This window comes from Streptomyces sp. T39, from assembly GCF_008042045.1.
Taxonomy (GTDB): domain Bacteria; phylum Actinomycetota; class Actinomycetes; order Streptomycetales; family Streptomycetaceae; genus Streptomyces.
The window spans coordinates 2,518,215-2,545,109 of the sequence record NZ_RDBP01000012.1; the positions used below are offsets into that span (position 1 = coordinate 2,518,215).

Annotated in this window: 26 protein-coding genes; 14 read left to right on the forward strand and 12 right to left on the reverse strand. The window is 71.4% G+C overall.

Annotated elements, in window-relative coordinates; all coding sequences use genetic code 11:
- Positions 1–223 precede the first annotated feature (223 nt).
- The 6 genes from EAO77_RS12525 (at position 224) to EAO77_RS12550 (ending at position 8,121) form a co-directional block, all read left to right on the forward strand.
- A complete protein-coding gene (locus tag EAO77_RS12525) occupies positions 224–1,528 on the forward strand; it encodes a sugar ABC transporter substrate-binding protein (RefSeq protein ID WP_147988073.1) in 1,305 nt (434 codons plus the stop codon).
- 154 nt (positions 1,529–1,682) lie between these two features.
- The gene (locus EAO77_RS12530; protein WP_147988074.1) at positions 1,683–2,693 is read left to right on the forward strand and encodes a carbohydrate ABC transporter permease; all 1,011 of its coding nucleotides are present in this window, start codon (positions 1,683–1,685) and stop codon (positions 2,691–2,693) included.
- On the forward strand, positions 2,690–3,568 hold the full coding sequence (locus EAO77_RS12535) for a carbohydrate ABC transporter permease (protein ID WP_147988075.1): 879 nt from the start codon (positions 2,690–2,692) through the stop codon (positions 3,566–3,568). The genes EAO77_RS12530 and EAO77_RS12535 overlap by 4 nt, the downstream gene beginning before the upstream one ends.
- Before the next feature lie 9 nt (positions 3,569–3,577).
- Entirely contained in the window at positions 3,578–5,119 is a 1,542-nt protein-coding gene (locus tag EAO77_RS12540; RefSeq protein ID WP_147988076.1) for a glycoside hydrolase family 3 protein, read from the forward strand.
- Between the two features lie 80 nt (positions 5,120–5,199).
- Positions 5,200–6,279: an SIS domain-containing protein gene (locus EAO77_RS12545; protein WP_147988077.1), complete on the forward strand. Its 1,080-nt coding sequence runs from the start codon at positions 5,200–5,202 to the stop codon at positions 6,277–6,279.
- Between the two features lie 366 nt (positions 6,280–6,645).
- On the forward strand, positions 6,646–8,121 hold the full coding sequence (locus tag EAO77_RS12550) for a sensor histidine kinase (RefSeq protein ID WP_147989099.1): 1,476 nt from the start codon (positions 6,646–6,648) through the stop codon (positions 8,119–8,121).
- A 274-nt stretch (positions 8,122–8,395) separates the two neighbouring features.
- On the opposite strand, the gene EAO77_RS12555 is transcribed toward EAO77_RS12550, so the two are convergent.
- Both EAO77_RS12555 and EAO77_RS12560 read right to left on the reverse strand, forming a co-directional pair.
- Positions 8,396–8,653 carry a WhiB family transcriptional regulator gene (locus EAO77_RS12555; RefSeq protein ID WP_003953983.1) on the reverse strand — a complete coding sequence of 86 codons (258 nt, stop codon included), beginning with the start codon at positions 8,651–8,653 and terminating at the stop codon, positions 8,396–8,398.
- A 319-nt stretch (positions 8,654–8,972) separates the two neighbouring features.
- Entirely contained in the window at positions 8,973–9,941 is a 969-nt protein-coding gene (locus EAO77_RS12560; protein ID WP_147988078.1) for a diacylglycerol/lipid kinase family protein, read from the reverse strand.
- Between the two features lie 70 nt (positions 9,942–10,011).
- On the opposite strand from EAO77_RS12560, the gene EAO77_RS12565 reads away from it, so the two are divergent.
- Complete coding sequence (locus EAO77_RS12565; RefSeq protein WP_147988079.1) at positions 10,012–10,422, forward strand: hypothetical protein; 411 nt, start codon at positions 10,012–10,014, stop codon at positions 10,420–10,422.
- Between the two features lie 228 nt (positions 10,423–10,650).
- On the opposite strand, the gene EAO77_RS12570 is transcribed toward EAO77_RS12565, so the two are convergent.
- The 3 genes from EAO77_RS12570 to EAO77_RS12580 form a co-directional block, all read right to left on the reverse strand.
- On the reverse strand, positions 10,651–11,721 hold the full coding sequence (locus EAO77_RS12570) for an RNA polymerase sigma factor SigF (protein WP_410088537.1): 1,071 nt from the start codon (positions 11,719–11,721) through the stop codon (positions 10,651–10,653).
- Entirely contained in the window at positions 11,610–12,023 is a 414-nt protein-coding gene (locus EAO77_RS12575) for an anti-sigma regulatory factor (RefSeq protein ID WP_018845530.1), read from the reverse strand. Before EAO77_RS12575 ends, EAO77_RS12570 begins: the two co-directional genes overlap by 112 nt.
- A gap of 240 nt (positions 12,024–12,263) precedes the next feature.
- A complete protein-coding gene (locus EAO77_RS12580; protein WP_147988081.1) occupies positions 12,264–12,524 on the reverse strand; it encodes a UBP-type zinc finger domain-containing protein in 261 nt (86 codons plus the stop codon).
- Positions 12,525–12,568: 44 nt separating this feature from the next.
- Between EAO77_RS12580 and EAO77_RS12585 the strand changes: the two genes are divergently transcribed.
- The gene (locus EAO77_RS12585; RefSeq protein WP_147988082.1) at positions 12,569–14,164 is read left to right on the forward strand and encodes a Na+/H+ antiporter; all 1,596 of its coding nucleotides are present in this window, start codon (positions 12,569–12,571) and stop codon (positions 14,162–14,164) included.
- Between the two features lie 90 nt (positions 14,165–14,254).
- On the opposite strand, the gene EAO77_RS12590 is transcribed toward EAO77_RS12585, so the two are convergent.
- The gene (locus EAO77_RS12590; protein WP_147988083.1) at positions 14,255–15,205 is read right to left on the reverse strand and encodes a 1-aminocyclopropane-1-carboxylate deaminase/D-cysteine desulfhydrase; all 951 of its coding nucleotides are present in this window, start codon (positions 15,203–15,205) and stop codon (positions 14,255–14,257) included.
- Between the two features lie 247 nt (positions 15,206–15,452).
- Between EAO77_RS12590 and EAO77_RS12595 the strand changes: the two genes are divergently transcribed.
- Both EAO77_RS12595 and EAO77_RS12605 read left to right on the forward strand, forming a co-directional pair.
- Complete coding sequence (locus tag EAO77_RS12595; RefSeq protein ID WP_147988084.1) at positions 15,453–16,490, forward strand: family 2 encapsulin nanocompartment cargo protein polyprenyl transferase; 1,038 nt, start codon at positions 15,453–15,455, stop codon at positions 16,488–16,490.
- A 548-nt stretch (positions 16,491–17,038) separates the two neighbouring features.
- Positions 17,039–17,479 (forward strand): DUF6304 family protein, encoded by a 441-nt coding sequence (locus EAO77_RS12605; RefSeq protein ID WP_147988086.1) that lies wholly within the window; start codon positions 17,039–17,041, stop codon positions 17,477–17,479.
- Between the two features lie 458 nt (positions 17,480–17,937).
- On the opposite strand, the gene snpA is transcribed toward EAO77_RS12605, so the two are convergent.
- Positions 17,938–18,612 carry a snapalysin gene (gene snpA, locus EAO77_RS12610; RefSeq protein WP_147988087.1) on the reverse strand — a complete coding sequence of 225 codons (675 nt, stop codon included), beginning with the start codon at positions 18,610–18,612 and terminating at the stop codon, positions 17,938–17,940.
- A 203-nt stretch (positions 18,613–18,815) separates the two neighbouring features.
- Between snpA and EAO77_RS12615 the strand changes: the two genes are divergently transcribed.
- Positions 18,816–19,793: a LysR family transcriptional regulator gene (locus tag EAO77_RS12615; RefSeq protein ID WP_147988088.1), complete on the forward strand. Its 978-nt coding sequence runs from the start codon at positions 18,816–18,818 to the stop codon at positions 19,791–19,793.
- 141 nt (positions 19,794–19,934) lie between these two features.
- Here EAO77_RS12615 and sodN read toward each other — a convergent pair whose 3' ends face one another.
- Positions 19,935–20,330: a superoxide dismutase, Ni gene (gene sodN, locus EAO77_RS12620; RefSeq protein WP_100109020.1), complete on the reverse strand. Its 396-nt coding sequence runs from the start codon at positions 20,328–20,330 to the stop codon at positions 19,935–19,937.
- A gap of 150 nt (positions 20,331–20,480) precedes the next feature.
- On the opposite strand from sodN, the gene sodX reads away from it, so the two are divergent.
- On the forward strand, positions 20,481–20,900 hold the full coding sequence (sodX, locus tag EAO77_RS12625; RefSeq protein WP_147988089.1) for a nickel-type superoxide dismutase maturation protease: 420 nt from the start codon (positions 20,481–20,483) through the stop codon (positions 20,898–20,900).
- On the opposite strand, the gene EAO77_RS12630 is transcribed toward sodX, so the two are convergent.
- Complete coding sequence (locus EAO77_RS12630) at positions 20,804–21,433, reverse strand: CGNR zinc finger domain-containing protein (protein ID WP_147988090.1); 630 nt, start codon at positions 21,431–21,433, stop codon at positions 20,804–20,806. The genes sodX and EAO77_RS12630 overlap by 97 nt on opposite strands.
- Before the next feature lie 89 nt (positions 21,434–21,522).
- Here EAO77_RS12630 and EAO77_RS12635 point away from each other — a divergent pair, with 89 nt between their 5' ends.
- A complete protein-coding gene (locus EAO77_RS12635) occupies positions 21,523–22,290 on the forward strand; it encodes a class I SAM-dependent methyltransferase (RefSeq protein ID WP_261993879.1) in 768 nt (255 codons plus the stop codon).
- Positions 22,291–22,349: 59 nt separating this feature from the next.
- Here EAO77_RS12635 and EAO77_RS12640 read toward each other — a convergent pair whose 3' ends face one another.
- The 3 genes from EAO77_RS12640 to EAO77_RS12650 are packed head-to-tail and all read right to left on the reverse strand — an operon-like array spanning position 22,350 to position 25,079.
- On the reverse strand, positions 22,350–23,111 hold the full coding sequence (locus tag EAO77_RS12640) for an amino acid ABC transporter ATP-binding protein (protein WP_147988091.1): 762 nt from the start codon (positions 23,109–23,111) through the stop codon (positions 22,350–22,352).
- The gene (locus tag EAO77_RS12645; protein ID WP_147988092.1) at positions 23,108–24,070 is read right to left on the reverse strand and encodes an amino acid ABC transporter permease; all 963 of its coding nucleotides are present in this window, start codon (positions 24,068–24,070) and stop codon (positions 23,108–23,110) included. Before EAO77_RS12645 ends, EAO77_RS12640 begins: the two co-directional genes overlap by 4 nt.
- A gap of 43 nt (positions 24,071–24,113) precedes the next feature.
- On the reverse strand, positions 24,114–25,079 hold the full coding sequence (locus tag EAO77_RS12650; RefSeq protein ID WP_147988093.1) for an ABC transporter substrate-binding protein: 966 nt from the start codon (positions 25,077–25,079) through the stop codon (positions 24,114–24,116).
- 517 nt (positions 25,080–25,596) lie between these two features.
- On the opposite strand from EAO77_RS12650, the gene EAO77_RS12660 reads away from it, so the two are divergent.
- Positions 25,597–26,808 (forward strand): NADP-dependent malic enzyme, encoded by a 1,212-nt coding sequence (locus tag EAO77_RS12660; protein WP_147988095.1) that lies wholly within the window; start codon positions 25,597–25,599, stop codon positions 26,806–26,808.
- Positions 26,809–26,895: the final 87 nt, after the last annotated feature.

A 26,895-nucleotide genomic window follows, 5' to 3' on the forward strand; every position in this document is an offset into this window, starting at 1 on the left:
GGGTCGTCGCCCTCCCTCAGGTGTCGGTCCTATAACGGACACGACAGCCCTTCTTATACACCCTTGACACCCCTAAAGGTCTAGGCCAAGCTCCCGGTACTGGTCTAAACCATTAGGGACCAGGTCCCAGCCCCAGGGCAGAATCTGGCGCAAGTCCGTCAAGTGCTGCGCGACTCCCGGGTGGTGGGGGGTGGAACTCTTGCATCCCTTTGAGGAGGGTGGCGTGAAGCGCAAGCTCGCAGCAGCGGTGGGTGTGGCGGCCATGATGGCGTCGGTCGCGGCGTGTGGTTCGGACGGCGGCAGTGACTCGGCGAAGAGCCCGAAGGACCGCAAGGAGACACTGACCGTCTGGCTGATGGTCGACGCCCAGTCCACCTGGCCGGAGCTGGTCAAGGACGTCAACGCGCAGTTCAACAAGAAGTACCCCGGCGTGAAGGTCGATGTCCAGTACCAGCAGTGGGCGGACAAGGCCAAGAAGCTCGACACCGCGCTCGGCGGCGACAAGTTCCCGGACGTCGTGGAGCTCGGCAACACCGAGACCATGCAGTACATCCTCAACGGGGCCCTCGCGGAGATCGACCCGAAGAAGTACGACAACTCGGACACCTGGATCCAGGGCCTCAAGGACACCTGTGCGTACGAGGGCAAGCAGTACTGCGTGCCCTACTACGCCGGCGCCCGCGTCGCGATCTACAACACCGAGATGCTCAAGAAGGGCGCGGGCATCGACACGCTGCCCACGACCGAGGCCGAGCTGCTGTCCGCCATGGACAAGGTCTCCGCCGAGTACGGCAAGAAGGACAAGCGCTTCTCTTCCCTCTACCTGCCGGGCCGCTACTGGTACGCCGCGATGTCCTACGTCGCCGCGTACGGCGGCAAGATCGCCGAGTACGACGAGGCCGGCAAGGAGTGGAAGGCGTCGCTGTCCTCGCCGGAGGCGCAGAAGGGCATCGAGCACTTCATCAACCTGGTCAAGAAGTACAACAAGGCCGACCAGACCAAGGACGAGCAGGACCACGCCAACGTCATGGCCAACGAGAAGGCCGCCCTTCTCTACGGCAACGGCTGGGAGTCCGGCTCCGTCGTCGACGGCAAGAACAACGGCAACCCGAAGCTCGAGGGCAAGATCCTCACCGCCGGTATGCCCGGCCCGAACGGCAAGGCCCTGCCGTCCTTCATCGGTGGTTCCGACCTCGCCGTGACCGGCAAGTCGAAGGTCGCGGACCTCGGCGAGGAGTGGATCGCGATGTTCACCAGCGAGAAGTCGCAGGAGGTGCTCGCCTCCAAGAACATCCTCCCGAACAACACCAAGCAGCTCGAGCCGCTGAAGGCCAAGCCGGAGACCGCCCCGATCGCCAACGCGGTGCCGGACGCCTGGTTCACCCCGATCGCGCCGGGCTGGACCTCCATCGAGAAGGAGGAGGTCCTGGAGAACATGCTCCTCGCCATCCTCAAGGGTGACTCGGTCGCCGACGCGACCAAGGCCGCCGACGCGAAGATCAACGAGCTGATCAACCAGGAGTCCTGAGCCGGCCGCCGTCCGGTGGTCCGCCGACCGCCGGACGGCCCGCGAGCCTCCCCGTGTCCACCGGAGGCCCACCAGGATTCACCGGTGGGGTGGGTCCGCACACGCGGTCCCGCCCCACCCTTTCGGTGCAGAGAACAAACGGAAGGTCAGCCACGTGACTGCCGCCGACACCAAGGCCGCCGGTCCGCCGGTACCCGTACCACGTGCCCCCGAGTCGGACCGCCCCCGGACGGGCCCCGGCAGAGGGAGCCCCGATTCCGGTCCACGGCAGCGGAAGAAGGGCGCGCTCCTTCCCTACCTGCTGATCCTCCCGGCCATCGTCGCCATCGCAGCGGTCTATGCCTTTCCGCTGACCAAGACGGTGATCATGTCCTTCCAGGACATGGGCCGCAAGGAACTGTGGTCCGGCGACGCGCCGCCGTGGGTCGGCCTCGACCAGTTCACCAACATCCTCGGGGACGCCGAGTTCTGGTCGGTGACCGGGCGGACCGTGGTGTTCATGGCCGTCTGCGTCGGGTTCACGATGGCGCTGGGGCTGCTGATCGCCCTGCTGATGATGCGGCTGACGACCTGGGTGCGGCTGGTCCTGACCGCGGCGCTGGTCGCCGCCTGGTCCATGCCCCTGATGGTGGCGGCGTCCATCTTCCGCTGGCTGTCGGACTCCGACTACGGCCTCATCAACACCCTGATCGCCAAGGTCGTGGGCGACGACTTCCTCGGGCACAACTGGTTCCTCGATCCGAAGCAGGGCTTCGCGATCATCTCCCTGCTGGTCATCTGGGGCGCCATCCCGTTCGTGGTCATCACGCTCTACGCGGCCCTCACCCAGGTCCCCAAGGAGCTGGAGGAGGCGGCCGCCCTCGACGGCGCGAACGTCGCCAAGGTGTTCCGCTTCGTCACCTGGCCGGTCATCCGCCCCGTCTTCACGATGGTCACCACGCTCTCCGTGATCTGGGACTTCAACGTCTTCGGTCAGATCTGGCTGCTGCGCGGCAACAAGCCCGAGCCCGAGTACGAGACCCTCGGCCTCTACTCGTTCTCCAAGGCCTTCGAGTCCACGTCGTTCAGCCAGGGCACCGCGATCGCCCTGATCACCGTCGTGCTGCTGTCCGGAGTGGCCGTGTACTACCTGCGCCAGCTGATGAAGACAGGAGAGGTCGAATGAGCACCTCCACCGCCCCCTCGCCGGCCGATTCCGAGCAGGTGGTCCGGCCGGACCGCAAGCGGACCCGCTGGCACTACGACGTCATCGGCCTGGTGACCGCCGTCGTGATGGCCTTCCCGGTCTACTGGCTGGTCATCAGCGCCCTGCGGCCCAACCACGAGATCCGTTCCTACGACCAGACCCTGTGGCCCTCCTCGCTGACGTTCGACAACTTCGCGCGGGCCGTGAAGCAGGAGAACTTCGCCACCGCCGTCCAGTCGAGCCTCATCGTCTCGGTCACCGCCGTCCTCGGCGGCATGATCATCGCCACCCTGGCCGCCCTCGCGATCGGCCGGTTCCGGTTCTTCGGCCGCAAGGCGCTGCTGATGATCCTCATCCTGGTCCAGATGCTGCCGCCGACGGCGATGCTCATCCCGATCTACGCCCAGCTCAACGCCATGGGCGGCCTCGACGAGTACTGGGGCCTGATCGTCGTCTACCTGGTCTCGACGCTGCCCTTCGCGGTCGTCATGATCCGCGGCTTCGTGGTGAACATCCCCGTGGAGCTGGAGGAGTCGGCGATGGTCGACGGCTGCACCCGGATGGGAGCGTTCCGCCGCGTCATCTTCCCGCTGCTGGCCCCGGGCCTCGCGGCCGCGTCGATCTTCGCCCTGGTCAACGCCTGGAACGAGTACCTGTTCGCGTACATCCTCATCAACGACAACTCCAAGTACACGCTCAACGTCTGGCTGATGACCTTCACCACCGAGCGCGGAACGGACTACGGCGCGCTCATGGCGGCCTCGACGCTGATCGCGCTGCCCGTCGTCGTCTTCTTCATGATCATCCAGAAGAAGATGGCCACCGGCCTGACGTCCGGCGCTGTGAAGGGATAACGGGGACCCATGACGACACTTCTGCGCGGATCGTCCGACACGCTCACCCGGGACGCGCTCACCGTCCTCCAGCCCGGCTTCGTCGGCACCTCGGCGCCCGACTGGCTGCTGCGCCAGGTCGGCGAGGGGCTCTCGGCCGTCGGGCTGTTCGGCCGCAACATCACCTCGCCCGCCCAGCTCACCGCCCTCACCGCGCAGTTGCGCGCCGAGCGCGACGACGTCCTGGTCGCCATCGACGAGGAGGGCGGCGACGTCACCCGGCTGGAGGTCCGGGGCGGATCGTCGTTCCCCGGCAACTACGCCCTCGGCCGGGTCGACGACGTCGACCTGACCCGGGCGGTGGCCCGTGAACTCGGCCGCAGGCTCGCCGATTGCGGCGTCGACCTCAACTGGGCACCCTCCGCCGATGTCAACTCGAACCCGCACAATCCGGTCATCGGTGTGCGGTCGTTCGGCGCCGACCCGCACCTGGCCGCCCGTCACACCGTCGCCTACGTCGAAGGGCTCCAGGCGGCCGGCGTCGCCGCCTGCACCAAGCACTTCCCCGGACACGGCGACACCAACGTCGACTCGCACCACGCGCTGCCCCGCATCGATGTGGACCTCGACACACTGCACGCCCGTGAGCTGGTGCCTTTCCGGGCGGCCATCGCGGCGGGTTCCAAAGCGGTCATGAGTGCGCATATTCTTCTCCCCGCGCTCGACCCGAACCGTCCCGCCACCCTGAGCCCGCAGATCCTCACCGGACTGCTGCGCGAGGAGCTGGGCTACCAGGGCCTGATCGTCACGGACGGCATGGAGATGCAGGCCATCTCGTCGACGTACGGCATCGAGCGCGGATCGGTCCTCGCGATCGCGGCCGGAGCCGACGCCATCTGCGTCGGCGGCGGCCTCGCCGACGAGGAGACCGTGCTGCGGCTGCGCGACGCCCTCGTCGCCGCGGTACGGGGCGGAGACCTGCCCGAGGAGCGGCTGGCCGACGCGGCGGCGCGCGTGCGCGCCCTCGCGGAGTGGACGCGCCGGGCCAGGGGGGCTCGTACAGAGCCGGGCGCGGCGTCACAGGAGGGGACCGCGCCCGGCTCCGGCATCGGACTGGTCGCCGCGCGGCGCGCGACGCGGGTCACGGACCGCGACGGCGCGTTCGAGCCGCTCACCGGGGCCGTCCACGTCGCCGCCCTCACCCCGGTCGCCAACATCGCCGTCGGGGACGAGACCCCGTGGGGTGTGGCCGCCGAACTGTCGGACCTGCTGCCCGGCACCACCACCGCCTCGTACACCGGCGGCGCGGAGACCGGGGCCCTGGCCGCAGAGGTGCTGGCCGCCGCGGCGGACCGTAGGATCGTCGCTGTGGTGCGCGACGTCCACCGTCACTCCTGGATGGCGGACGCCCTGGACGCCCTGCTCGCGGCCCGTCCCGACACGATCGTGGTCGAGATGGGCCTGGGACTGGCCGAGCCCAGGGGGGCACTGCACATCGCCACCCACGGCGCCGCCCGCGTCTGCGGACGCGCCGCCGCCGAGGTCGTCACCGGCAGGAGCGCCGGGGCCTGACCGACGCGGACCGTGCTGTGCCGGGGTGCGGCCGGGACCGGCCGGCCCCCGGCACCTGGACCGTCCTGGAGGCACCCGGCATGTCCGCCCCGACCCCGGCCGAGCACAGCGCGCACGACGAGCCCCCCGGCCGGATCATGGCCGGCGAGATGGCCCAGCAGCCCGCGGTCCTGCGGCGCATCCTCGACGAGGGTGCGCCGCGCATCCGTGAGGTGGCGGCCGCCGTCGCGGCCCGCCGGCCCCGCTTCGTGCTGCTCACCGCGCGCGGCACCTCCGACAACGCGGCGCTCTACGCCAAGTACCTGCTGGAGATCCGCCTCGGCCTGCCCTGCGGGCTCACCTCGATGTCCACCACCACCGCGTACGGCGCCCGCCCCGACCTGACCGACGTGCTGGTGATCACCGTCAGCCAGTCCGGCGGGTCCCCGGACCTCGTGGCCTCGACGCAGGCGGCGCGCGAGGCCGGCGCGGTCACGCTCGCGGTGACCAACAACCCGGACTCGCCGCTCGCGGCGGTCTCCGAGTTCCACGTCGACATCATGGCCGGGCAGGAGAAGGCTCTGCCGGCCACCAAGACGTACACCGCGTCGCTGCTGGCCCTCTACCTCTTCGTGGAGGGGCTGCGCGGCGGCGACACCGCCCCCGCGAAGGCGCTGCCGGGCCTGGCGGCCGAGATCCTGGGCCGCCAGGACGAGATCCGCGCGCTGGCCGCCCGCTACCGCTTCGCCGAGCGGATGGTCATCACCTCGCGCGGATACGGCTACCCCACGGCGAAGGAGGCGGCGCTCAAGCTGATGGAGACGAGCTACATCCCCGCGCTCGCCTACTCGGGCGCCGACCTGCTGCACGGGCCGCTCGCCATGGTCGACAACATCTCGCCGGTGATCGCGGTCGTCACCGGGGGCCGCGGCGGCGAGGCGCTCCAGCCCGTCCTGGACCGGCTGCGGGGCCGTGGCGCGGATCTCTTCGTGGTCGGCCCGGCCGCCCAGGTCGCGGCGGCCTCCGCGGGCTTCGTGCTGCCCGTGGAGGGGGTGCCGGAGGAGCTCCAGCCGATCCTGGAGATCCTCCCGCTCCAGCTCATGGCGTACGAGGTCACGATCGCCAGGGGGCAGGACCCGGACGCGCCGCGGGCGCTGGCGAAGGTCACCGAGACCCGCTGAACGCGGCCCTCGGGGCGGTACGGAAGGGCCGGAGGGACGCACCGATCGCGTGCGCCCCTTTTGTCCCGTGCATAAGTATGGCGCGGGAACTAAACTCGTCCCGAGCGTGGACAGTGCCAATTGGTCTAGTCCACAATGAGTGTGTTCCGGGCTGTTCCGGAACCGTCACAAGCCTCCGCCCTCCACCGCACAGGAGGGTGGAACGAGGTCCCCGGCGCTCTCTGCCCTGACTGCGCCGAGACCTCTGAAACGGCCGAGCGGGACCGCACACCCGTCGGCCGGGCAACTCCGGGCTGCGGTGCCGTACGGGTTGAGGGTCCCGTCGCGGCGCCGCGGCCCGCGGGTACCCTCGCATCTGTGCCCTCCATGAACGACCTCGTCCACCAGCACACCGCTCTGAGCGACTCCGACCTCGAGTGGCTCCATCTGCTGGTCTCGGAGTGGCAGCTGCTCTCCGACCTCTCCTTCGCCGACCTCGTGCTGTGGGTCCCCACCCGGGACGGCACGCGCTATGTGTCGGTCGCCCAGATGCGCCCCAACACCGGCCCCACCTCGTACCAGGACGACATGGTCGGCCATCTCGTCCCGCGCGGCCGGCGGCCCCTGCTGGACGCCGCCCTCGACGAGGGCCGCATCGTGCGCGAGGGCGACCCCGAGTGGCGCGAGGAGGTCCCCGTCCGGGTCGAGTCCATCCCGGTGCGCCGTGAGGGCCGGGTCCTCGGCGTCATCGCCCGCAACACCAATCTGCTGACCGTCCGCACCCCCTCGCGCCTGGAGCTCACCTACCTCCAGTCCGCGTCCGACCTGGCGCAGATGATCGCCGCGGGGTCCTTCCCGTACCCGGGGGAGCAGGTCGAGATGGACGCCTCGCCCCGGGCGGGCGACGGTCTGATCCGCCTCGACGCCGACGGCGTCGTCCAGTACGCCAGCCCCAACGGCCTCTCCGCCTACCACCGGCTCGGCCTCGCCTCCGACCTCGTCGGCCATCACCTCGGCCAGATCACGGCCGAACTCGCCCCCTCCCGGGGCCCGGTCGACGAGGCCCTCGTCAAGCTCGCCAGCGGCTACGCCCCCCGCGAGTTCGAGGTCGAGGGCAACGGGGGAGTCATCCAGCTGCGCGCCATCCCGCTCAAGCCCAAGGGCGTCCGCATCGGCTCCCTGGTCCTGCTCCGGGACGTCACCGAACTCCGCCGCCGAGAGCGGGAGTTGATCACCAAGGACGCGACCATCCGGGAAATCCACCACCGGGTGAAGAACAACCTGCAGACCGTGGCCGCCCTGTTGCGGCTCCAGGCGCGGCGGATGGACTCGGTGCGCGGCCGGGAGGCGCTCAACGAGGCCGTCCGGCGCGTCGGCTCCATCGCGATCGTGCATGAGACGCTGTCCCAGAACCTGGACGAGCGGGTCGAGTTCGACGAGATCGCCGACCGGGTCATCGCCATGGTGGCGGAGATCTCGCCCGGCAAGGTCGACTGCCGGCGGACCGGGCGCTTCGGCATCCTCGACGCCGAGATCGCCACACCGCTCTCCATGGTGCTCACGGAGGTGCTCCAGAACGCCCTGGAGCACGCCTTCGAGCCGGCGGAGCACGGCTCGGTCGAGGTGTCCGCCGTGCGCGGCGACTCCCGGGTGGAGAACGCCAGGCTGCTGATCACCGTTCAGGACGACGGCCGCGGCCTGCCCGAGGGCTTCGACGCGCAGCAGGCCGGGAACCTGGGTCTCCAGATCGTCAGGACCCTGGTGGAGGGGGAGTTGGGCGGCACCTTCGACATGGTCCCGGTGCCCGCGCCCGGCCGCGGCACCCGTGTGGTGCTCGACATCCCCGTGACCGAGAAGCGGTAGGACGTCCGTCCGGGCCGGCGTCCCCCGGGCGGGGGCGCCGGCGCCGGGCGCCGCACCCGGATCCGGGCGTCCTCCTCGGACGGCCGGGCGGGACGCGGACGGATGCGGGCGGGACGCGGACAGCGAAGAGCCCCGGACCGTGTCGGCCGTCCGGGGCTCGAAGCTCGTTGCTCGCGTGTGCGATGCGCATCGGGGGTACTGCGCGCTGCGGCTCGAAGGCGGTGAGTGCGTGCTCGCTGCACGCGCCGCCGGGGGATGCCGGTAGCTGGGGGCGTCAGGCGCTGGCGTTGCGCGCCCGGTTGCGAGCGGCACGGCGCTTCATCGCGCGGCGCTCGTCCTCGCTGAGGCCACCCCAGACGCCGGAGTCCTGGCCGGACTCGAGCGCCCACTGCAGGCACTGCTCCATGACGGGGCAGCGACGGCAGACGGCCTTGGCTTCCTCGATCTGCAGCAGCGCAGGACCGGTGTTGCCGATGGGGAAGAAGAGCTCGGGGTCTTCCTCGCGGCAAACGGCGTTGTGACGCCAGTCCATGGCTGCTACCTCTCCTTGGTATTTCATGCACGTTGCTTGTGAATGTGAACGCTTTCACGAATCCCCCCGCGAGGGAAGGGCCGACCGCCAGTTGCCCGGCGTTGGGTCCTGGATTCGTTGAGGGGTTCCGGCGGTCTGTTGGGGCCGATGTTGCGGGCCGTCCCGATCGCCATGTAGAGATTCGCAAACCTCGGCGGCGGATACAACCCCTTCCGGAAAGTTTTTTTTGATTCCTCGGTGTCGACTAGGTCACAGCCGTACTTCTATGGGGTGGAGCCGCGCCCATACGTTCGAGATAAAGGACTTTCGGTCCTTCCACTCACACAATCACACGCAGTGCACGGCGAACGCCTGTGAACGTCACGCTCGTACGCAGACCGAGGTGGTCACCGTCCATCTGGAACGGCAGCGGCACCTTGGAATGCAAGGTGAAGTCCGTCTCGTCGTGCAGCGTGACCGCGTGCTTGCCGTGCGGCCCCCGTTCGGGGCTCGACGTGAGGAGCTGGGTGCCGTAGCGGGCGACCGCCGGCGTCGAGAGCTTCTTCAGACCGAGCACGTCCAGAGCGGTGTCGAAGGACGCCTTCGGGGACGCGTATACAGGGCGATTGCCCAGGTAGGTCCAGGGGGAGGTGTTGCAGACTATGGACAGCACCAGGTCCTGCACCGGGTCGGCGCCCGGCCGCTCCAGGGTGATCGTGCCGCGTCTGCGGTGCGGATCGTCGAGGAACTGGCGCATGACCTGCCGGACGTACAGCGCGTGCGTCGACCGCCGTCCGCGCTCCCGGTGCTGCTCCACCCTGCCGACGACACCGGCGTCGAAGCCCAGCCCCGCGCAGAACGTGAACCAGCGCTGCGGCACGCCCTCGTCGTCCGTCCCCGGTGTGCCGGCCGCCAGTCCGAGGCCGACCGTGCGCTCCGTCCGCTCACGCAGCGCGTCCAGGATGGCGCCCGTCGCCTCCACGGCGTCGTTCGGCAGCCCCAGCGCGCGGGCGAACACATTGGTCGAGCCGCCGGGGACGACCGCGAGACGCGGCAGCCCCTCCGGGTCGGGTCCGTTGTGCAGCAGTCCGTTGACGACCTCGTTGACCGTGCCGTCGCCGCCCAGGGCGACCACCAGGTCGATGTCGTCCGCCTCGGCGGCCCGCCTCCCGAGGTCGCGCGCGTGACCCCGGTACTCGGTGGAGACCGCCTCCAGCTTCATCTCGCTCGCGAGCGCGTGGATCAGCACGTCGCGGGTGCGGGCACTGGTGGTGGTTGCTGCCGGATTGACCACGAGAAGTGCGCGCATGCGATGCAGGGTACCTACTGAGGGGTACCGGGCCCAGTCCGGGGTTCGCGGGCACGGCTACCCTGCTGGGGTGAGCAGTGACGACCCCACCCCCCGCCCCGCCCGCCTCACCGCAGCGGCCGCGGTCTGCGCCGCCGAAGGCCTGGCGCTGGTCGCGGGCGGCCTGTACATGCTGGTGATGGGCCTCTTCGGGGACCCCGGAGACTCGGTCTCGGCGGAGACGGGCGGGGTGACCCTGCTCGTCCTCGGCGTGATCCCGCTCGCCGCGGCCCGCGGGCTGTGGCTCCGGCGGAGCTGGAGCCGGGGGCCCGCGATCATCACCCAGCTCATCGCCCTGATCCCGGCGTGGACGCTGCTGCGCGCCTCGGGCGCGCTCATCCCGCTCGGCATCCTGCTGGCCGCGGTCGCGGTGACGGGACTGGTGCTGCTGGTGAACCCCACCACGGCGAAGGCGCTGGGCATCGGGGCGCAGGCTCGCTGACGCCCGCGGGGGCGGGGGCCGCTGCGCCGGGGCTCGTTCGCGAGGGCGTCGCGCCGGGGCCGTGTGCACGGTGCGGGCCGGTGGCCCCGGCACGGCCTTCGGCGGTGTCCTCGATCGCCGGACGGGCTGGATCCTCCGCACCCGCGACGGCCCCGCAGGGCAGAACGGCCCCGCGCAGCGGAAAGCGGCGCCCCCGGGGGAGCGGACCCCGAAAGCGCCGCCCGAGGGCTACTCCTCGACGAGGAGCTTCTCGCGGAGCTGCGCCAGGGTCCGCGCCAGCAGGCGCGACACGTGCATCTGCGAGATGCCGACCTCCTGCGCGATCTGCGACTGCGTCATGTTCCCGAAGAACCGCAGCAGCAGGATGCGCTTCTCCCGCGGCGGCAGCCCCTCCAGCAGCGGCTTGAGCGACTCGCGGTACTCGACGCCCTCCAGCGCCTCGTCCTCCGCGCCGAGCGTGTCCGCCACGGCGGGCGACTCGTCGTCCGTGTCGGGGACGTCCAGCGACAGCGTGGAGTAGGCGTTCGCCGACTCCAGGCCCTCCAGGACCTCCTCCTCCGAGATGCCGAGACGTTCGGCGAGCTCGTGGACGGTCGGGGACCGGCCGTGCTGCTGCGAGAGCTCCGCGGTCGCCGTGGTCAGGGCGAGCCGCAGCTCCTGCAGCCGGCGGGGCACCCGCACCGCCCAGCCCTTGTCGCGGAAGTGCCGCTTGATCTCGCCCACCACGGTGGGCGTCGCGTACGTCGAGAACTCGACACCGCGCTCCGGGTCGAAGCGGTCCACCGACTTGATGAGACCGATCGTCGCGACCTGCGTCAGGTCGTCCAGCGGCTCCCCGCGGTTGCGGAAGCGGCGTGCCAGGTGCTCGACGAGCGGCAGGTGCATCCGGACGAGCCGGTTGCGCAGTTCCGCACGCTGGGGCGACTGCTCGGGCAGCGAACGGAGCTCTATGAACAGGGCACGCGCCCCGCTGCGGTCGTGCGGATCCTGCCTCTGTCCGTGCTCGCTCATACGGTCCGCCCGCTCTGCCCGCGCCTGCGCCTGCTTCACCGGGGCCGCGAGGGCCTCGGGTTCGTCCACCACCGGGTGCGGGCGCGCCTGCTGCTCCGGGATGCCGGCCGACGCGCTCAGCACCCTGGGGCTACGCTCCTCGTCCTCCCGCATCGGACCATCCCCGTTTCCGTTGCTCACGCCGGCCCGGGTCCCGCGCCGCGCTGTTTGTACAGGCTGATGGAGACCGTACGGTCGTCGGCGACCGAGGAGTCGACCTTTCCGGCCAGTGCCGAGAGCACCGTCCAGGCGAAGGTGTCGCGCTCCGGCGCGCGGCCGTCGGTCGTGGGTGCCGAGACCGTCACCTCCAGCGAGTCGTCGACGAGCCGGAACACGCAGCTCAGGACGGAGCCGGGTACGGCCTGCTGGAGCAGGATCGCGCACGCCTCGTCGACCGCGATCCGCAGATCCTCGATCTCGTCGAGGGTGAAGTCCAAGCGTGCTGCGAGTCCGGCGGTGGCCGTACGCAACACGGACAGGTAGGCACCCGCAGCCGGCAGCCGGACTTCCACGAAGTCCTGGGTCCCGGGCTCGCCTGCGATCTGGGACACCCTCACCTCCAAGGTGGCACAAGCTCTTTCTGGGCCGCGGGAAGGTTCCCGCGGGAGTGCGGCACGTGGTTACGTAGCCGGTATTGGCCTGGCGACGCTATCGCGATCCGTGGTTCTCTGTCGCCGGGGACCCCCGAGCCGATGACTGTCACTCATGGTAAGCATATGAGTACGCACAGTGGCTAGAGGTCGACGCCGCCCAATTGCGCGGATCCGGCGGATGGTTGACGTACCCAGACGTCAGACGATCGAATCGTCCACGAAGCACCACCGCCACACCTGACCTGGCTCGAAACTGCGCATCACGGCGTGTGCCGTGTCCCCGTAGTGCGCCCTGGCATGGCGGAGGGGCGAGGAGTCGCAGCAGGCCACGTGTCCGCACTCGAGACAGAGCCGGAGCTGCACGGGATGGGTGCCCGCGGCCTCGCACTCGGTGCACGTCATGCTCAGCGGCACCGGTTCCGGGCGCGGAAGCTCTGCTACATGCGGACAGTCGCTCATGATTGCCAGATTACGACGCTGCAGACCGACGTGAGGTCCCCGTGATGGAAGCACTGCCCCTGGTGGGGCTGATCGCCGTGAGCGCCGCTGTCGCGGGGGCCGCACGCCGCACACCCGTGCCGGCCCCTCTGCTGCTGGTGGCCGCCGGCCTGATCGCCTCCTATGTGCCGGGAGTGCCCGAGTACCACCTCGACCCGCACATCGTGCTGCCGCTGATCCTGCCCCCGCTGCTGCACACGGCCGCCCTCGACAGCTCCTACCTCGACCTGCGGGCCAACGCCCGGCCGGTAGCCCTGCTGTCCGTGGGGTACGTCCTGTTCGCGACGGTCGTGGTCGGGTATCTCGCGTACGTCTTCGTCCCGGACCTGCCGCTGACCGCGGCCCTGGTCCTCGGCGCGGTCGTCGCGCCCCCCGACGCGGTCGCCGCCACGGCCATCGCGCGCAAGCTGGGGCTGCCGCACCGCATCACCACGATCCTGCAGGGCGAGTCCCTGGTGAACGACGCGACGGCGATCACCGCGTACAAGGTCGCGCTGGCCGCGGCCGTCGGGGCGGGCGCGAGCTGGGCGGCCGGGCTGGGCGAGTTCGTGCTCGCCTCGGTGGGCGGCATCGCCGTCGGGCTGGTGCTCATGCTGCCGATCCACTGGCTGCGCACCCGGCTGAAGGAGCCGCTGCTCCAGAACACCCTCTCGCTGCTCATCCCGTTCGTGGCCTACGCGGCGGCCGAGGAGGTGCATGCCTCCGGTGTGCTCGCGGTCGTCGTCGTCGCGCTCTACCTGGGACACCACTCCTCGCAGGTCGACTTCGCCACCCGGCTCCAGGAGGAGGCGGTCTGGAAGATGGTCGCCTTCGTCCTGGAGTCCGCGGTGTTCGCCCTGATCGGGCTCCAGCTGGCGATCGTGGTGGAGGACCTCGGGCCGTACGGGGTGGGGGAGGCGCTCTGGTACGCGGTGGCGGTCTTCGTCACCGTCGTCGTGGTGCGCTTCGTCTGGGTCTACCCGGCCACCTTCCTGCCGCGCAGACTCTCCCGGCGGGTCAGGGAACGGGAGCCGGACGTGAACTGGACCGCGCCGCTGATCGTCGGCTGGGCGGGGATGCGCGGTGTGGTCTCGCTGGCCATCGCGTTCTCGATTCCCCCCGTCATGGAGGACGGCGAGCCCTTCCCGGGCCGCAGCCTGGTGCTCTTCCTGACCTTCACCACGGTGATCGGCACGCTGGTCGTGCAGGGGCTGTCGCTGCCCCCGCTGATCCGGGTCCTGAAGCTCCCGGGGCGTGACGTGTACGCCGAGACGCTGGCCGAGGCGCAGGCCCAGAGCGAGGCGTCCGCCGCCGCCGAGCGCCGGCTGGACGAACTCCTCGCCGACGAGCGCAACAGCCTGCCGCAGCCGCTCGCGGACCGTCTCCGCACCGTGCTGGAACGGCGGCGCAACGCCGTGTGGGAACGGCTCGGCGCGGTCAACGAGATCACCGGGGAGTCCGCGGACGACATCTACCGCAGGCTCGCGCGCGAGATGATCTCCGCGGAACGGGACGTCTTCGTCTCCCTGCGCGACCAGCGGCGGATCGACGACGAGATGATGCGCACGCTGCTGCGCCGGCTGGACCTGGAGGAGGCGGCCGCCTACCGCGAGGAGGGGTAGCCGCCCTGGCGGGCGGATGTCTCGGCGTGCGCCGGGCAGGGCGGGGCTCGGCGCCCCGCGCGGGTCTCGGCGGGTGGGGGCGCCGGGTGATCAGCGGGGCTGTGGCGGGTCGTCGGGCCGGCCCGTGATCACGGCCGCCAGGACGGTGCCGGACGGGAAGGCGCCCTCGGCCGCCAGCACGCTCAGGGCGTACAGCAGCTTGGCCACGTAGACGCGTTCGACGGGCAGCCCGTGGCGGTCCTCGAAGTCTGCGGCGAACGCGTCGAGCGCCGCGGTGCCGCGCGCGTAGCCGCCGAAGTGGAACCGGTCCTCCACCGACCAGTCGCCGGCCGGGCCGCCGAACGCCGCGCGCTGGAGGTCCCGGACCTCCCCGCCGAGGAACCCGCCCCGCAGCACGGCGACGCCGAGCGCGCGCCGCCCGGGCCCGAGGCCCGCGGCGAGCCCGGCGAGCGTACCGCCGGTGCCGCAGGCGACGGCGGCGACGGAGACCTCCGCAAGGTCGTCGCGCAGCTCGGCGCCGAGCTGCGCGCAGCCGCGGGCGGCCAGGGCGTTGGAGCCGCCCTCGGGCACCACGTACACGTCGTCCGCGTCCGCCCCGGCGACGGCGCCCGCCTCGGCGGCGAATCGGGCCAGCACGGCGGGCTCGTGCTTGGCGCGGTACGACCGCCGGTCGGCGAAGATCAGCCGCATCCCGTCGGCGACGCAGCGGCTCAGCGAGGGGTTCAGGGGCCGGGACGCCAGTTCGTCGCCGCGTACGACGCCGACGGTCGGGAAGCCGAGCAGCCGGCCCGCGGCGGCCGTGGCCCGCAGATGGTTGGAGTACGCGCCGCCGAAGGTGAGCACCGTCCGCCCCCGTGCGGCGCGCAGGTTCGGCGCCAGCTTGCGCCACTTGTTGCCAGGCAGGTCCGGATGGATCAGATCGTCCCGCTTGAGCAGCAGACGTACGCCGTGGCGCTCGAACCGCTCGTCGGCGACGGGCTGCAGCGGCGACGGCAGACGGGGCCGCAGCGCGGCGGCGAGGTCGGGCGTCCGGCTGGTCACCCCCACATTGTCGCGGGTGCGGGCGGTCGTTCCCTGCCCGCTTCCCGGCGATCCAGTCCCACCCGTTTGTGTAATGGTGCGACCACGTTCCGTGCTGAAAGGCTTTTCCTCGCAGGTCGGAGAAATCGACGAGAGGCAGGCGCAGGCCCGCCGGGGGCGTGTGCCTGCCCGCACCCCGGCCCGCGACCGGTCCCCGTCTCCGCGGAACCCGCGACCGATCCCCGTCTTTCCAGAAAAGGACCGCCCGTTGACCATTCCGGACACCGTCGAGGCCCGTGAGGCCGTCGACCTGCTGGACCGCACCCGCGCCGCGGTCCAGCCCGAGATCCGTGCCGCGTGCGGCACCCTGCCGGGGCCGATGCGCCGTGTGGCGATGTACCACTTCGGCTGGGAGCAGACGGACGGCACCCCGGCGCCGGGCGCGGGCGGAAAGGCCATCCGCCCCGCGCTCGTGCTCGCCTCCTGCCGCGCTCTGGGCGGTGACCCGGACCGCGCGGTACGGGCCGCGGCCGCCGTGGAGCTCGCGCACAACTTCACGCTCCTGCACGACGACGTCATCGACGAGGACGCCACCCGCAGGCACCGCCCCACGGCCTGGACGGTCTTCGGCACCGCCGACGCCGTCCTCGCGGGCGACGCGATGCTGGCGCTCGCCCTGCGGCTGCTCGCCGAGGACCCCTGGCCGCGCTCGGCCGAGGCGTCCGCCCGCCTCGCCTCCTGCGTGATCGAACTGTGCGCGGGCCAGCAGATCGACTGCGCCTTCGAGGAGCGTCCGCCGGAGGAGGTCACCCCGGAGGAGTGCCTCGGGATGGCGACCGCCAAGACCGGCGCGCTGCTGGGCGCCTCCTGCGCCATCGGCGCGCTGTACGCGGGGGCGGCCGAGGAGGAGGTGCGCGCGATGGACGCCTTCGGCAGGGAGGCGGGCCTGGCCTTCCAGTTCATCGACGACCTGATCGGCATCTGGGGGGACCCGGAGCGCACGGGGAAGCCGGCCGGGGCCGACCTCGCGGCGCGCAAGAAGTCGCTGCCGGTGGTCGCGGCGCTCGCCTCGGGCACCCCGGCGGGGGCCGAGCTGGCCGAGCTGTACCGCGGTCCGATGGGCGCCTCGGCGGTGGCGCGGGCGGCGGATGCGGTGGAGCGGGCGGGAGGCCGGGACTGGGCGCAGGCGCAGGCCGCCGAGCGGATGTCCCTGGCCGTCGGGGAGCTCTCCCGTGCGGTGCCGGACCTGGGGGCCGCCGGTGACCTGTTGTCGCTGGCCGAGTTCGTCACCCGGCGGAACCGCTGAGCGGGGCGCCCGGGGCCGGGCCGCCCGCTGTCCGGGGCGGAACGACGGGCCTATTCTGGTCATATGGGTACGAAGAGTCAGAAAGCCCGGGATTCGCAGGCCGGCTCGGTCTGCCCCGGCTGCGGCCGGCCCGTTCCGACCGTGGTCACCCGGCACAAGACGCTCGGCGCGTTCGTCCCGTCCTGGGGGCCGGGACCCTGCACCCACCCCGACTGCTCCCGCAACCCCGGTCAGGAGCCGCGAAGGGGCGGGTAGCCCCGGCCGACGGGCGTCCCCTGCGCGGGGATCCGCACGGGCAGGCCGTGTCCCCCGACGGGCACGGGCCGCTCGCCGGGCGTCGCACAGTGTCTGCCGACGGGCCCGTACGCTCTGCCCCTTGGCTCCCGCCGTCCGCGGTGGGTTCCGGTGCCACCGACGGGCTCCGTCCGCCCGCAGGCGCGGCGGGAAACGCCGGCGGGAGGCCGCCGCTCGCCCCGGTGGGCCGGCTCCGGTCGACCGAAAGGGCACCTGGTCAGCGCCGGAGGCCCGCCTACCGCTACAGTCCGCGCATGTCATCGGAGTCGACTGAAGCCTGGGCGGGCTGGTACCGCGACCGGGCCGGCGCGGAAGCCGTCGCGATAACCGCGACCGGCGGCCAAGTGAGCACCCGCATCAGAGGTGTTGAGTACACCGGCGCGACCTTCGCCGCGCTGCGGTCCGAGGGCGGGGCCCTGCTCTCGTCCTGTGTCCTGGAATGGGACATGCCGCTGCCCGTCGTCCTGGACGGTGCCGTGCAGCACGCCACGCTCGGCTGTCTGCTGACGCTGGGCGAGCCGGCCGGCGGCGGCGCGGGGCTCGACCGCTCGGATCTGAGCCTCACACTGCACCACGGGGGTGCGGCGTACGAAGTCGCCGTCGCCGACGGCGACTTCGACGACGCCCTCGGGCGCATCGACCGTCAGCTGCCGCCCGGCGCCGGGCTGGTGCGCCGGGAGCCCGCCGAGGCCTGAACACCGCCGCGCGGGGCCACCGCGCCACATCCGGACCGCGCCGGCGCCCGGCGCGGTCCTCTTCCGTTCCGGTACGCCGAGCGCCGAGCGCCGAGCGCCGGACGCCTGGACGCGCTAACGCCCGGACTCCCGGAGCCTGGAGGTGCCGACGCCTGGACGCGCCGACGCCCGGACGCCCGGAGCCTGGAGGTGCCGACGCCCGGACGCCCGGGATCTGGAGGTGCCGACGCCCGGACGTCCGACGCCTGGACGCGCCGACGCCCGGACGCCCGGAGCCTGGACGCGCCAACGCCCGGAGCCTGGAGGTGCCGCCGCCTGGACGCGCCGACACCCGGGCGCCCGACGCCCCGACGCCGCCGGCGGCGCGAAGCGCCCCGCCGGCGGACCAGCGGGGCGCGCGTGCGGCGAGGGTCACCCCAGCGGCCGCGGGGCGGCTGCGGCGGGGCCGAAGCCGCCGGTCAGGAGACGCGGGCGATCGCGGCCGCGAGCCCGTTGGCCCACAGCTGGTTCACCCGGCTGCGCTCCTGGGAGTTCGGGTAGGCGTTGGTGCACGACGTGCCGGGGCCGCCGCCGGACATCAGCTCGCTGCACGGGCCGGAGTAGTGGTCCGGCAGACCGAGCACATGGCCGGTCTCGTGGGCGGTGACGCGGGTCGAGTTGTAGATCTGGTTCTGGCGGTAGTCCAGGAAGATGTAGCCGCGCCCGTGGCCGTCGGTGCTGGCGTACGAGCCGCGCGAGTCGTTGCCCTCGTAGTAGGAGAAGTCCGCGCCGGAGCCCTCCACCAGCCGCACGTTGGACACCGAGCCGTTCCAGATTCTGGTGCTGCTGGCTATCTGGGAGCGGAAGCTCGGGGCGTTGGCGGCGTTGTAGACGACCGTCACGGCCTGGGCGCCCGGGTTCGCGGCGCGCTTCTTCGCGACCGAGGCGACGACCGCGTCGAAGAACGCCCGCGTCGCCTTCTCGTCCTCGGCCGAGCCCTCGTAGGCGGCGTAGGAGGCGGTGGCCGTCGTGGCCGCCGTGGCCGTGGGGGAGCCGGCGGCGGTGGACGTGGCGGCGGTCGCGGGCACGGCGCTCAGCGCGGCGGCGAGGCCGAGGCCGAGAACGGCGGAGAGTAACGTACGGGGATGACGCATGGGGGGCTCCTGCTCGTCTTGTCGAGACGTTCGGTGAGCCGAGTGTGGGGGAGCCCCGGCGCCGCGGGGAGGATGCCGGGAGGCGATAGCACGAGAGCATCACCCCTCGTGCGCGGGTCCGCCGGCGGACCTGTCCGGATCCGTCCGGCGTATCCCGACTAGGGTGTCTGGTGGGACAGTTGGGGCCGCTCTACGCTCGACGCATGGAGCTCGAGGTGAGGCACCTGCGTGCGCTGTGCGCCATTGCCGACACCGGCAGCCTGCACAAAGCGGCCCGTCGGCTCGGCGTCAGCCAGCCGTCCCTGACCACCCAGCTGCGCCGGATCGAGAACTTCCTCGGGGCGCCGCTGTTCTCCCGCGAGCGCACCGGCTGCCGGCCGACCCCGCTGGGGCGTGCCGTGCTGAGCCGCGCCCGCCCGGTCGTCGCCGAGATGACCGCGCTCGTCGTCGAGGCCCAGGCCGCGGCGGCCCGCGAGGGCGGTCCGGTGCTGCGCATCGGCTCCACCGCGAGCCGGGCGCTCGCCGGCTGGCTGCGGCTGCTGCGGGGGCGGTTCCCCGGCACCGACCTCTCGCTCCACATGGACGTCTCCGCCAACGCGCTGCTGGCGATGGCCGCCGCCGGGCAGCTCGACGTGGCCTTCGTGCACGAGGTGGAGGGCTGTCCGCTGCGCATGCCGGACGGTCTCCACGTCCGCGTACTGGTCGAGCGGGAGCCCCAGTTCGTCTCCCTGGCGGGCGACCATCCCGCCGCCGCGGCCGCCGAGGTGGACCTCGCCGACCTCGCCCACGACCGGTGGATGGTCGACCCCACGGTGGACGGCGAATGGGACGGGCTGCGGCGGGTGCTGGCCGCGGCCGGGATCAACCCCCCGGTGCTGCACGGGGATTACCACACGGCGGCCTCGCTGATCGCCGTGGGCGAGGCGGTCGCCCCCTGCCAGCCCACGTCCGTGCCGCGCGACGACATGGCGATCCGGCCCCTGCGGGGCGATCCGCTCGCCGTGCGGCTGCTGCTGTGCTCACGCCCGGGGACGCGGGAGCTGTTCGACGCGGCCTACGCGGACCTCGCAGCGGCCTACCGGGAGGCGGCGCTCCGGGCGGCGGCGTACCGCCAGTGGCTGCTGCGCCAGGGGAGCCCGCTGCTGCGCCCCGCCGACCCGACACCGGTCCCGGCGGCGTGAGCCCCCGCCGGGCCGTGGACCGTCCGGCGCGGGTGCCGGGACCGGACGTGGTCCGGTCCTTGACGGCCGCCGTCGGCGCCCCGGGACGCGGAAGGACCCGGCCCGGGGGTGCCGGACCGGGTCCTTCCGAGAACGGCCGGGTCAGGCCTTCTTCGTCTCCCAGAAGATCTTGTCGATCTGGGCGATGTAGTCGAGCGCCTTCTGGCCCGTCGCCGGGTCGGTGGAGCCCTTGGCGGCCGAGAGGGCCTTCAGGGTGTCGTTGATGAGCTGGTGCAGCTCCGGGTACTTCTCGAAGTGCGGGGGCTTGAAGTAGTCGCTCCACAGCACCGACACGTGGTGCTTGGCGAGCTCCGCGCGCTGCTCCTTGATGACGGTGGCGCGGGCGCGGAAGTGCGGGTCCTCGTTGGCCTGGTACTTCTCCTGGACGGCCTTGACCGACTCCGCCTCGATGCGGGCCTGGGCCGGGTCGTAGACGCCGCAGGGCAGGTCGCAGTGGGCGCTGACCTTGACCTTGGGGGCAAACAGGCGGGAGAGCATGAGCTGTCCTTCCTCGTGATCGTCTTCTCAGGTGGGACATTACTCCGTGAGAAGCGTGATTTCGCGAGTGCCCCCTGGGGCTTAGGGCAAAAGTCCGGGCCCGGAACGGGACCACGGGCGGAACGTACGGACGGGAGCGGGAGGCGACCGATGGCGGAGCAGGGCCTGGAGCCCGGTGCGCGGTTCGGGCTGGCCGAGGTGACGGGGCCGTCGATGGTGCCCACCCTCGTGCACGGTGACCAGCTGCTGGTGGACTACCGCGCGACGCTGCGGCAGGGGGACGTGGCCGTGCTGCGCCATCCGCTGCAGCAGAATCTGCTCATCGTCAAACGGCTGGCCGAGCGCCGCCCGGACGGCTGGTGGGTGCTGGGGGACAATCCGCACGCCCACGGCGACAGCCGTGAGTTCGGCGTCGTGCCGCCCGAGCTGCTGCTCGGGCGGGTGCGCACCCGCTTCAGGCCGCGCCCGCCGGATCAGCGGTCCGTGGCCGGGGTGGCGTCCTGGCTGGTGTCCGCGCTGAGGCCGGTGCTGCCCGACCGGTCGCTCTCCAGGCGCTTGCGGGCCCGGTAGGCCGCGACATTGGCGCGGGTGGCGCAGCGGTCCGAGCAGTAGCGGCGCGAGCGGTTGGTCGAGGTGTCGAGGTAGGCGTTGCGGCAGGGGGCGGCCTGGCACAGTCCGAGGCGGTCGACGCCGTGCTCGGTGAGGTGGAAGGCGAGTCCCATCGCGGCGATGGCCGCGTACCCCGAGGTCGCGTTCGACGAGTGGTCCGCGAGGTGCATGTGCCACAGCGGGCGGCCGTCGTCGTCGCGCTGGTCGTGCCCCGAGATCTGGGGGCTGACCGGGAACTCCAGCAGGAGCGAGTTGAGCAGGTCGACGGCGAGGGACTCCTCGCCGGCGTCGGCCGCCGTGAAGACGGCGCGCAGCCGGGCCCGTACCGAGCGGAACCGGGTGACGTCCGCGTCCGTGGCGCGCCGGGCCATCTGGGTGGAGGCGCCGAAGAGCTCGCGCACCGCGTCGACGGAGGTCAGCGAGTCCTTGCTGCGGGCCGGCTCCTCGGTGTTGACCAGGCGGACGGCGTAATCCGAGTAATGGGCCAGTTCCACTTGTAGTCCTTACTGCAAGGGTCTACCGTCGACAGGGCAGCCGTAACAGCTGCCATGTATTCGAGGGTATTACGGACGGGAGGGTTCCGGTGGCGGGAACCACGGCGGACACGGGAAGCGACTGGCGGGCCTGGCAGGAGAGCTGGGACCGCCAGCAGGAGTGGTACATGCCCGACCGCGAGGAGCGGTTCCGCGTCATGCTGGACATGGTCGAGGCCACGGTGGGCACCGCCCCCAGGGTGCTCGACCTCGCCTGCGGTACGGGCAGTATCACGGACCGGCTCCTCGCCCGGTTCCCGGACGCCACCAGCACGGGTGTGGACCTCGATCCCGCGCTGTTGACGATCGCCCGGGGCTACTTCGCCGGGGACGACCGCGTCACCTTCGTGACGGCCGACCTGACCGATCCCGGCTGGACCGCCGCGCTGCCGCACACCCGTTACGACGCGGTGCTCACCGCCACCGCGCTCCACTGGCTGCGCACCGGGCCGCTCACCACCCTCTACGGGCAGCTCGCGGGGCTGGTCCCGGAGGGCGGCGTGTTCATGAACGCCGACCGGATGAAGGACGGGTCGACGCCCCGGATCAACGCCGCCGAACGCGCCCACCGGCACGCCGGCATGGACCGCGCCCGGGCGGCGGGCGTGCTCGACTGGGCCGACTGGTGGGCCCTCGCCGCCGCGGACCCGGTGCTCGCCGCCCCGACCGCCGAGCGCTTTCGCATCTACGGCGAGCACGCGGACGGCGAGACCCCCTCGGCGGCCTGGCACGCCGAGACCCTGCGCGCGGCCGGCTTCGGCGAGGCGCGCCCCGTGTGGGCGTCGCCGAGCGACGCCCTGGTCCTGGCGATCAGGTAGGCGTACGCCACAGGGGCGGTCGGGGATCCCCCGTACCGCCCCTGTGCCACGGGTCCGGCTCAGAGCACCTTGGAGAGGAACGCCTTGGTGCGGTCGTGCTGCGGGTTGGTCAGGACGTCGCGCGGGTTGCCGGACTCGACCACCACGCCGCCGTCCATGAAGACCAGCGAGTCGCCGACCTCCCGGGCGAAGCCCATCTCGTGGGTGACGACGATCATCGTCATGCCCTCCTCGGCGAGTCCGCGCATCACGTCGAGGACCTCGCCGACCAGCTCCGGGTCGAGAGCCGAGGTCGGCTCGTCGAAGAGCATCAGCTTCGGCTCCATCGCCAGCGCACGGGCGATGGCGACACGCTGCTGCTGGCCGCCGGAGAGCTGCGCGGGGTAGTTCCCCGCCTTGTCCGACAGGCCGACCCGGTCGAGCAGGCGCTCGGCGCGGGCCCGGGCCACGGCCCTGGTCTCGCCCTTGACCTGCATCGGGGCCTCCATGACGTTCGCGAGCGCCGTCATGTGCGGGAACAGGTTGAAGCGCTGGAAGACCATGCCGATGTCCCGGCGCTGCGCCGCGACCTCGCTGTCCTTCAGCTCGTAGAGCTTGTCGCCCTTCTGCCGGTACCCCACCAGCCGGCCGTCGACCGACAGGCGGCCCGCGTTGATCTTCTCCAGGTGGTTGATGCACCGCAGGAAGGTGGACTTGCCGGAGCCGGACGGACCGACCAGGCAGAACACCTCCTGGGGGGCGACCTCCAGATCGATACCGCGCAGGATGTGCGCGGCCCCGAAGGACTTGTGGACGCCTTCGGCCTTCACCATGGCGTTCATGACCACGCTCCTTGGCGCTTGCCGGTGACGTTCAGCAGGTTCCTCTTGACCCGCTGCCAGGGGGTGGGCGGCAGCTGCCGCAGCGACCCGCGGGCGTAGTGCCGCTCGACGTAGTACTGGCCGACACTGAACACGCTGGTCAGGGCCAGGTACCAGACCGAGGCCACGAGCAGGGTCTCCATGATCGCGAACGACGTGGAACCGATGTTCTGCGCGGCCCGCAGCAGCTCGGTGTACTGCACGGCCGACACCAGGGACGAGGTCTTCAGCAGGTTGATGAACTCGTTGCCGGTGGGCGGCACGATCACCCGCATCGCCTGCGGAAGAACGATTCGCCGCATGGTCTTGGAGCTGGACATGCCCAGGGCGTTCGAGGCCTCCGTCTGGCCCTCGTCGACCGACTGGATGCCGGCCCGGACGATCTCGGCCATGTAGGCGCCCTCGTTCAGGCCGAGACCCAGCAGGGCGACCATGAACGGGGTCATCACGTCCACCATCTCGTCCTTGTAGAAACCAAGGTTGAGAACGGGGAAGATCAGCGCCAGGTTGAACCACAGCAGCAGCTGGACGTAGACCGGCGTGCCGCGGAAGAACCAGATGTAGAGCCAGGCGACGGCGCCGGTGACCGGGTTCTTCGACAGCCGCATGACGGCGAAGAGGACGCCGAGGACCAGGCCGATCAGCATGGACAGCACGCTGATCAGCAGCGTGGCCCCCATGCCCCGGACGATCCGGTCGTCGAAGATCAGGTCGCCGACCGTTCCCCAGTTCACATCGCCCTGGGAGAACGAATAGATCAGCGTGCCCAGCAGGGCGACGACGATCACGGCGCTGATCCAGCGGCCCCAGTGGCGGACCGGGATGGCCTTGATCTGCTCAGGGGGCGTGTACGTCCCCTTGTCGACCGCCGAGTGGGCGGATGGCCCGTCGGCGGGGGTCTTGTCGAACTTGTCAGTCACGATGACTGCCCTTCGGTGAACGCGTGAGGCAGGGGCGCCGGGATCACTTGCCGGCGTTGATGGTCGCCTCGGTCACGGCGCTGTTCGTGACGTCCCACTTCTCCAGGACCTTCTTGTACTCGCCGTTCTCGATGATCGCGTTCAGGGCGTCCTTGAGCGCGTCGCGCAGCTGGGTGTCGTCCTTGTTGACGGCGATGCCGAACGGCCCGGCGTCGGTCTGTCCGCCCGCGACCTCGAAGTCGTCGCCGCCGCCCGCGGTCTTCGCGATGTGCGCGGCGACCGGGTAGTCGTTCAGGTCGGCCACGGCACCGCCGGACTTCACCCGGGTCTGGGCCTCGGCGTCGGTGTCGAACGCCTCGATCGTCAGGGCGCCCTTGCCGTCCTTCTTACAGGTCTCGGCCTGCGCCTTGAAGGTGTCGTGGTAGATGGTGCCGCGCTGCACGGCGACCTTCTTGCCGCACAGGTCGTCCAGGGACGTGATGTTGTCCGGGTTGCCCTTCTTGACCAGCAGGGAGACGCCCGAGGTGAAGTAGTCGACGAAGTCGACGCCCTCACCCGTCTTCTTCCCCGTGTCGTCCAGGCCCTCCTGGCGCGCCTTGGTGTCGCTCATGGCGGACATCACGATGTCCTGGCGACCGGTGTTCAGGGAGGAGATGAGGCCGTCGAAGGTGCCGCTGGTGAAGACGAACTTGACGCCCAGCTCCTTGCCGAGGGCGGCCGCGATGTCGGGGTCGATGCCGACGATCTTGCCGCCCTCCTCGTACTCCATCGGGGCGTAGGCGGCGTCGGTGCCGACCTTGATCACGCCGGCCTTCTGGATGTCCTCGGGCAGCTTGTCGAACAGCGGCGCACCGGTGGCCTTGGTGCCCTCGCTCGTGGCGGTGTCCGAGCCGGAGTTGGTCTGGTCGCCACATGCGGTGAGCGTCAGGGCGCCGACGACCGCGATCGCGGCGACCGCGGTGATCCTGGACCTGGCGGCAGTCGTGCGACGGGTGGTGCTTGCGGTCATGATCGGGGTCCTCCGGCTGTGTAGAGGGGACTACGACGAGTCGTGCACTCACCTTCGAGTGTCGCGACCTTGTGTGTTTTCGGCATCTTGCCATTCGGACTAGCCCATTCAGGGGGCCGCGCATGTCAAAATCGGGTAACGGGTGATCCCCGAACATCGGCGACGGCATACCTGGACCGGACCATTCGCCGAGATGCCTGCTTCCCACCGGAAGATCTCTTGCCGGTGCGCCTTCTGGGTGGATTCCGCCGTACGGCGGGAGTTGACCCGGTTCCCCGCTATGAACCGCGTCACCGCGAAGGAAACGACTCGTGCGCGGTGCGGTCTGTCCGGTAAGAAGGATCCTTACACCCCTCATCCGGGGCTCAGGGCGCGTTGTGCGGCGCGCCCGCGCGTACGAGACACCCCCTGCCACGGCGGGCCAACCGCCTGGCGCAGAGGTCGTACGCGGGTCCGCCCACCCCTCCTCAACCAGGAGTGGCCACCCTCAACATGCAGACTTAAGGGGTCAACCCACATGGCAGCGGAGATCGTCAATCCTCGCAGCGACAGCGTCACCACGGAGAGTGCCGACGAGCCCTTCGATGCGGCGTTCGCCCTGCACCGCGGCGGCAAGATGGCCATCCAGGCCACCGTGCCGGTGCGGGACAAGGATGACCTGTCCCTCGCGTACACACCCGGCGTCGCCAAGGTGTGCACCGCAATCGCCGAGCAGCCCGAACTCGTGCACGACTACACCTGGAAGTCCCAGGTCGTCGCGGTCGTGACGGACGGGACCGCGGTGCTCGGCCTCGGCGACATCGGCCCGGAGGCGTCCCTCCCGGTCATGGAGGGGAAAGCGATCCTCTTCAAGCAGTTCGGCGGCGTGGACGCGGTCCCGATCGCGCTCGCCACCACCGACACCGACGAGATCGTCGAGACCGTCGTCCGGCTCGCCCCCTCCTTCGGCGGCGTGAACCTGGAGGACATCTCGGCGCCGCGGTGCTTCGAGATCGAGCGCAAGCTCCAGGAGCGCCTCGACATCCCCGTCTTCCACGACGACCAGCACGGCACCGCCGTCGTGACCCTCGCGGCCCTGCGCAACGCGGCGAAGCTGACCGGCCGGGGTCTGGGCGACCTCCGCGCCGTCATCTCCGGCTCCGGCGCGGCCGGTGTGGCCATCGCGAAGTTCCTGCTGGAGGCCGGCCTCGGCGACGTGGCGGTCACCGACCGCAAGGGCGTCGTCAGCCGCGACCGCACGGACCTCACCGACGTCAAGCGCGAGATCGCCGGGCTCACCAACCGGGCCGGGCTCTCCGGCACGCTGGAGACCGCGCTCGCCGGCGCGGACGTCTTCATCGGCGTCTCCGGCGGCACCGTCCCGGAGGAGGCCGTCGCGACGATGGCGCCGGGCGCGTTCGTCTTCGCCATGGCCAACCCGAACCCGGAGGTCCACCCCGACGTCGCGCACAAGTACGCGGCCGTCGTGGCCACCGGACGGTCGGACTACCCGAACCAGATCAACAACGTGCTCGCCTTCCCCGGCATCTTCGCCGGCGCGCTCCAGGTGCGGGCCTCCCGCATCACCGAGGGCATGAAGATCGCGGCGGCGAACGCGCTGGCCGACGTGGTCGGGGACGACCTGTCCGCCGACTACGTGATCCCGTCGCCGTTCGACGAGCGGGTCGCTCCCGCGGTGACCGCCGCGGTGGCCGCCGCGGCGCGTGCCGAGGGGGTCGCGCGGCGCTGAGCCGTCCGCCCGGAGCGCCATGTGCGGCGGGCCGGTCCACATCCCGTGCGGGGGTGGGGCCGGCCCGCCGGCGTTCCCGGGGTGCGT

Bases quoted from the DNA above. Each gene is read 5' to 3' on its own strand.
- EAO77_RS12560 (WP_147988078.1), bottom strand. From the start codon at position 9,941: ATGCGCGCACTTCTCGTGGTCAATCCGGCAGCAACCACCACCAGTGCC.
- EAO77_RS12550 (WP_147989099.1), top strand. From the start codon at position 6,646: ATGAACGACCTCGTCCACCAGCACACCGCTCTGAGCGACTCCGACCTC.
- EAO77_RS12660 (WP_147988095.1), top strand. From the start codon at position 25,597: ATGGCAGCGGAGATCGTCAATCCTCGCAGCGACAGCGTCACCACGGAG.
- EAO77_RS12615 (WP_147988088.1), top strand. From the start codon at position 18,816: ATGGAGCTCGAGGTGAGGCACCTGCGTGCGCTGTGCGCCATTGCCGAC.
- EAO77_RS12555 (WP_003953983.1), bottom strand. From the start codon at position 8,653: ATGGACTGGCGTCACAACGCCGTTTGCCGCGAGGAAGACCCCGAGCTC.
- EAO77_RS12585 (WP_147988082.1), top strand. From the start codon at position 12,569: ATGGAAGCACTGCCCCTGGTGGGGCTGATCGCCGTGAGCGCCGCTGTC.
- EAO77_RS12605 (WP_147988086.1), top strand. From the start codon at position 17,039: ATGTCATCGGAGTCGACTGAAGCCTGGGCGGGCTGGTACCGCGACCGG.
- sodX (WP_147988089.1), top strand. From the start codon at position 20,481: ATGGCGGAGCAGGGCCTGGAGCCCGGTGCGCGGTTCGGGCTGGCCGAG.
- EAO77_RS12650 (WP_147988093.1), bottom strand. From the start codon at position 25,079: ATGACCGCAAGCACCACCCGTCGCACGACTGCCGCCAGGTCCAGGATC.
- EAO77_RS12545 (WP_147988077.1), top strand. From the start codon at position 5,200: ATGTCCGCCCCGACCCCGGCCGAGCACAGCGCGCACGACGAGCCCCCC.
- snpA (WP_147988087.1), bottom strand. From the start codon at position 18,612: ATGCGTCATCCCCGTACGTTACTCTCCGCCGTTCTCGGCCTCGGCCTC.
- EAO77_RS12535 (WP_147988075.1), top strand. From the start codon at position 2,690: ATGAGCACCTCCACCGCCCCCTCGCCGGCCGATTCCGAGCAGGTGGTC.
- EAO77_RS12640 (WP_147988091.1), bottom strand. From the start codon at position 23,111: ATGAACGCCATGGTGAAGGCCGAAGGCGTCCACAAGTCCTTCGGGGCC.
- sodN (WP_100109020.1), bottom strand. From the start codon at position 20,330: ATGCTCTCCCGCCTGTTTGCCCCCAAGGTCAAGGTCAGCGCCCACTGC.
- EAO77_RS12580 (WP_147988081.1), bottom strand. From the start codon at position 12,524: ATGAGCGACTGTCCGCATGTAGCAGAGCTTCCGCGCCCGGAACCGGTG.
- EAO77_RS12540 (WP_147988076.1), top strand. From the start codon at position 3,578: ATGACGACACTTCTGCGCGGATCGTCCGACACGCTCACCCGGGACGCG.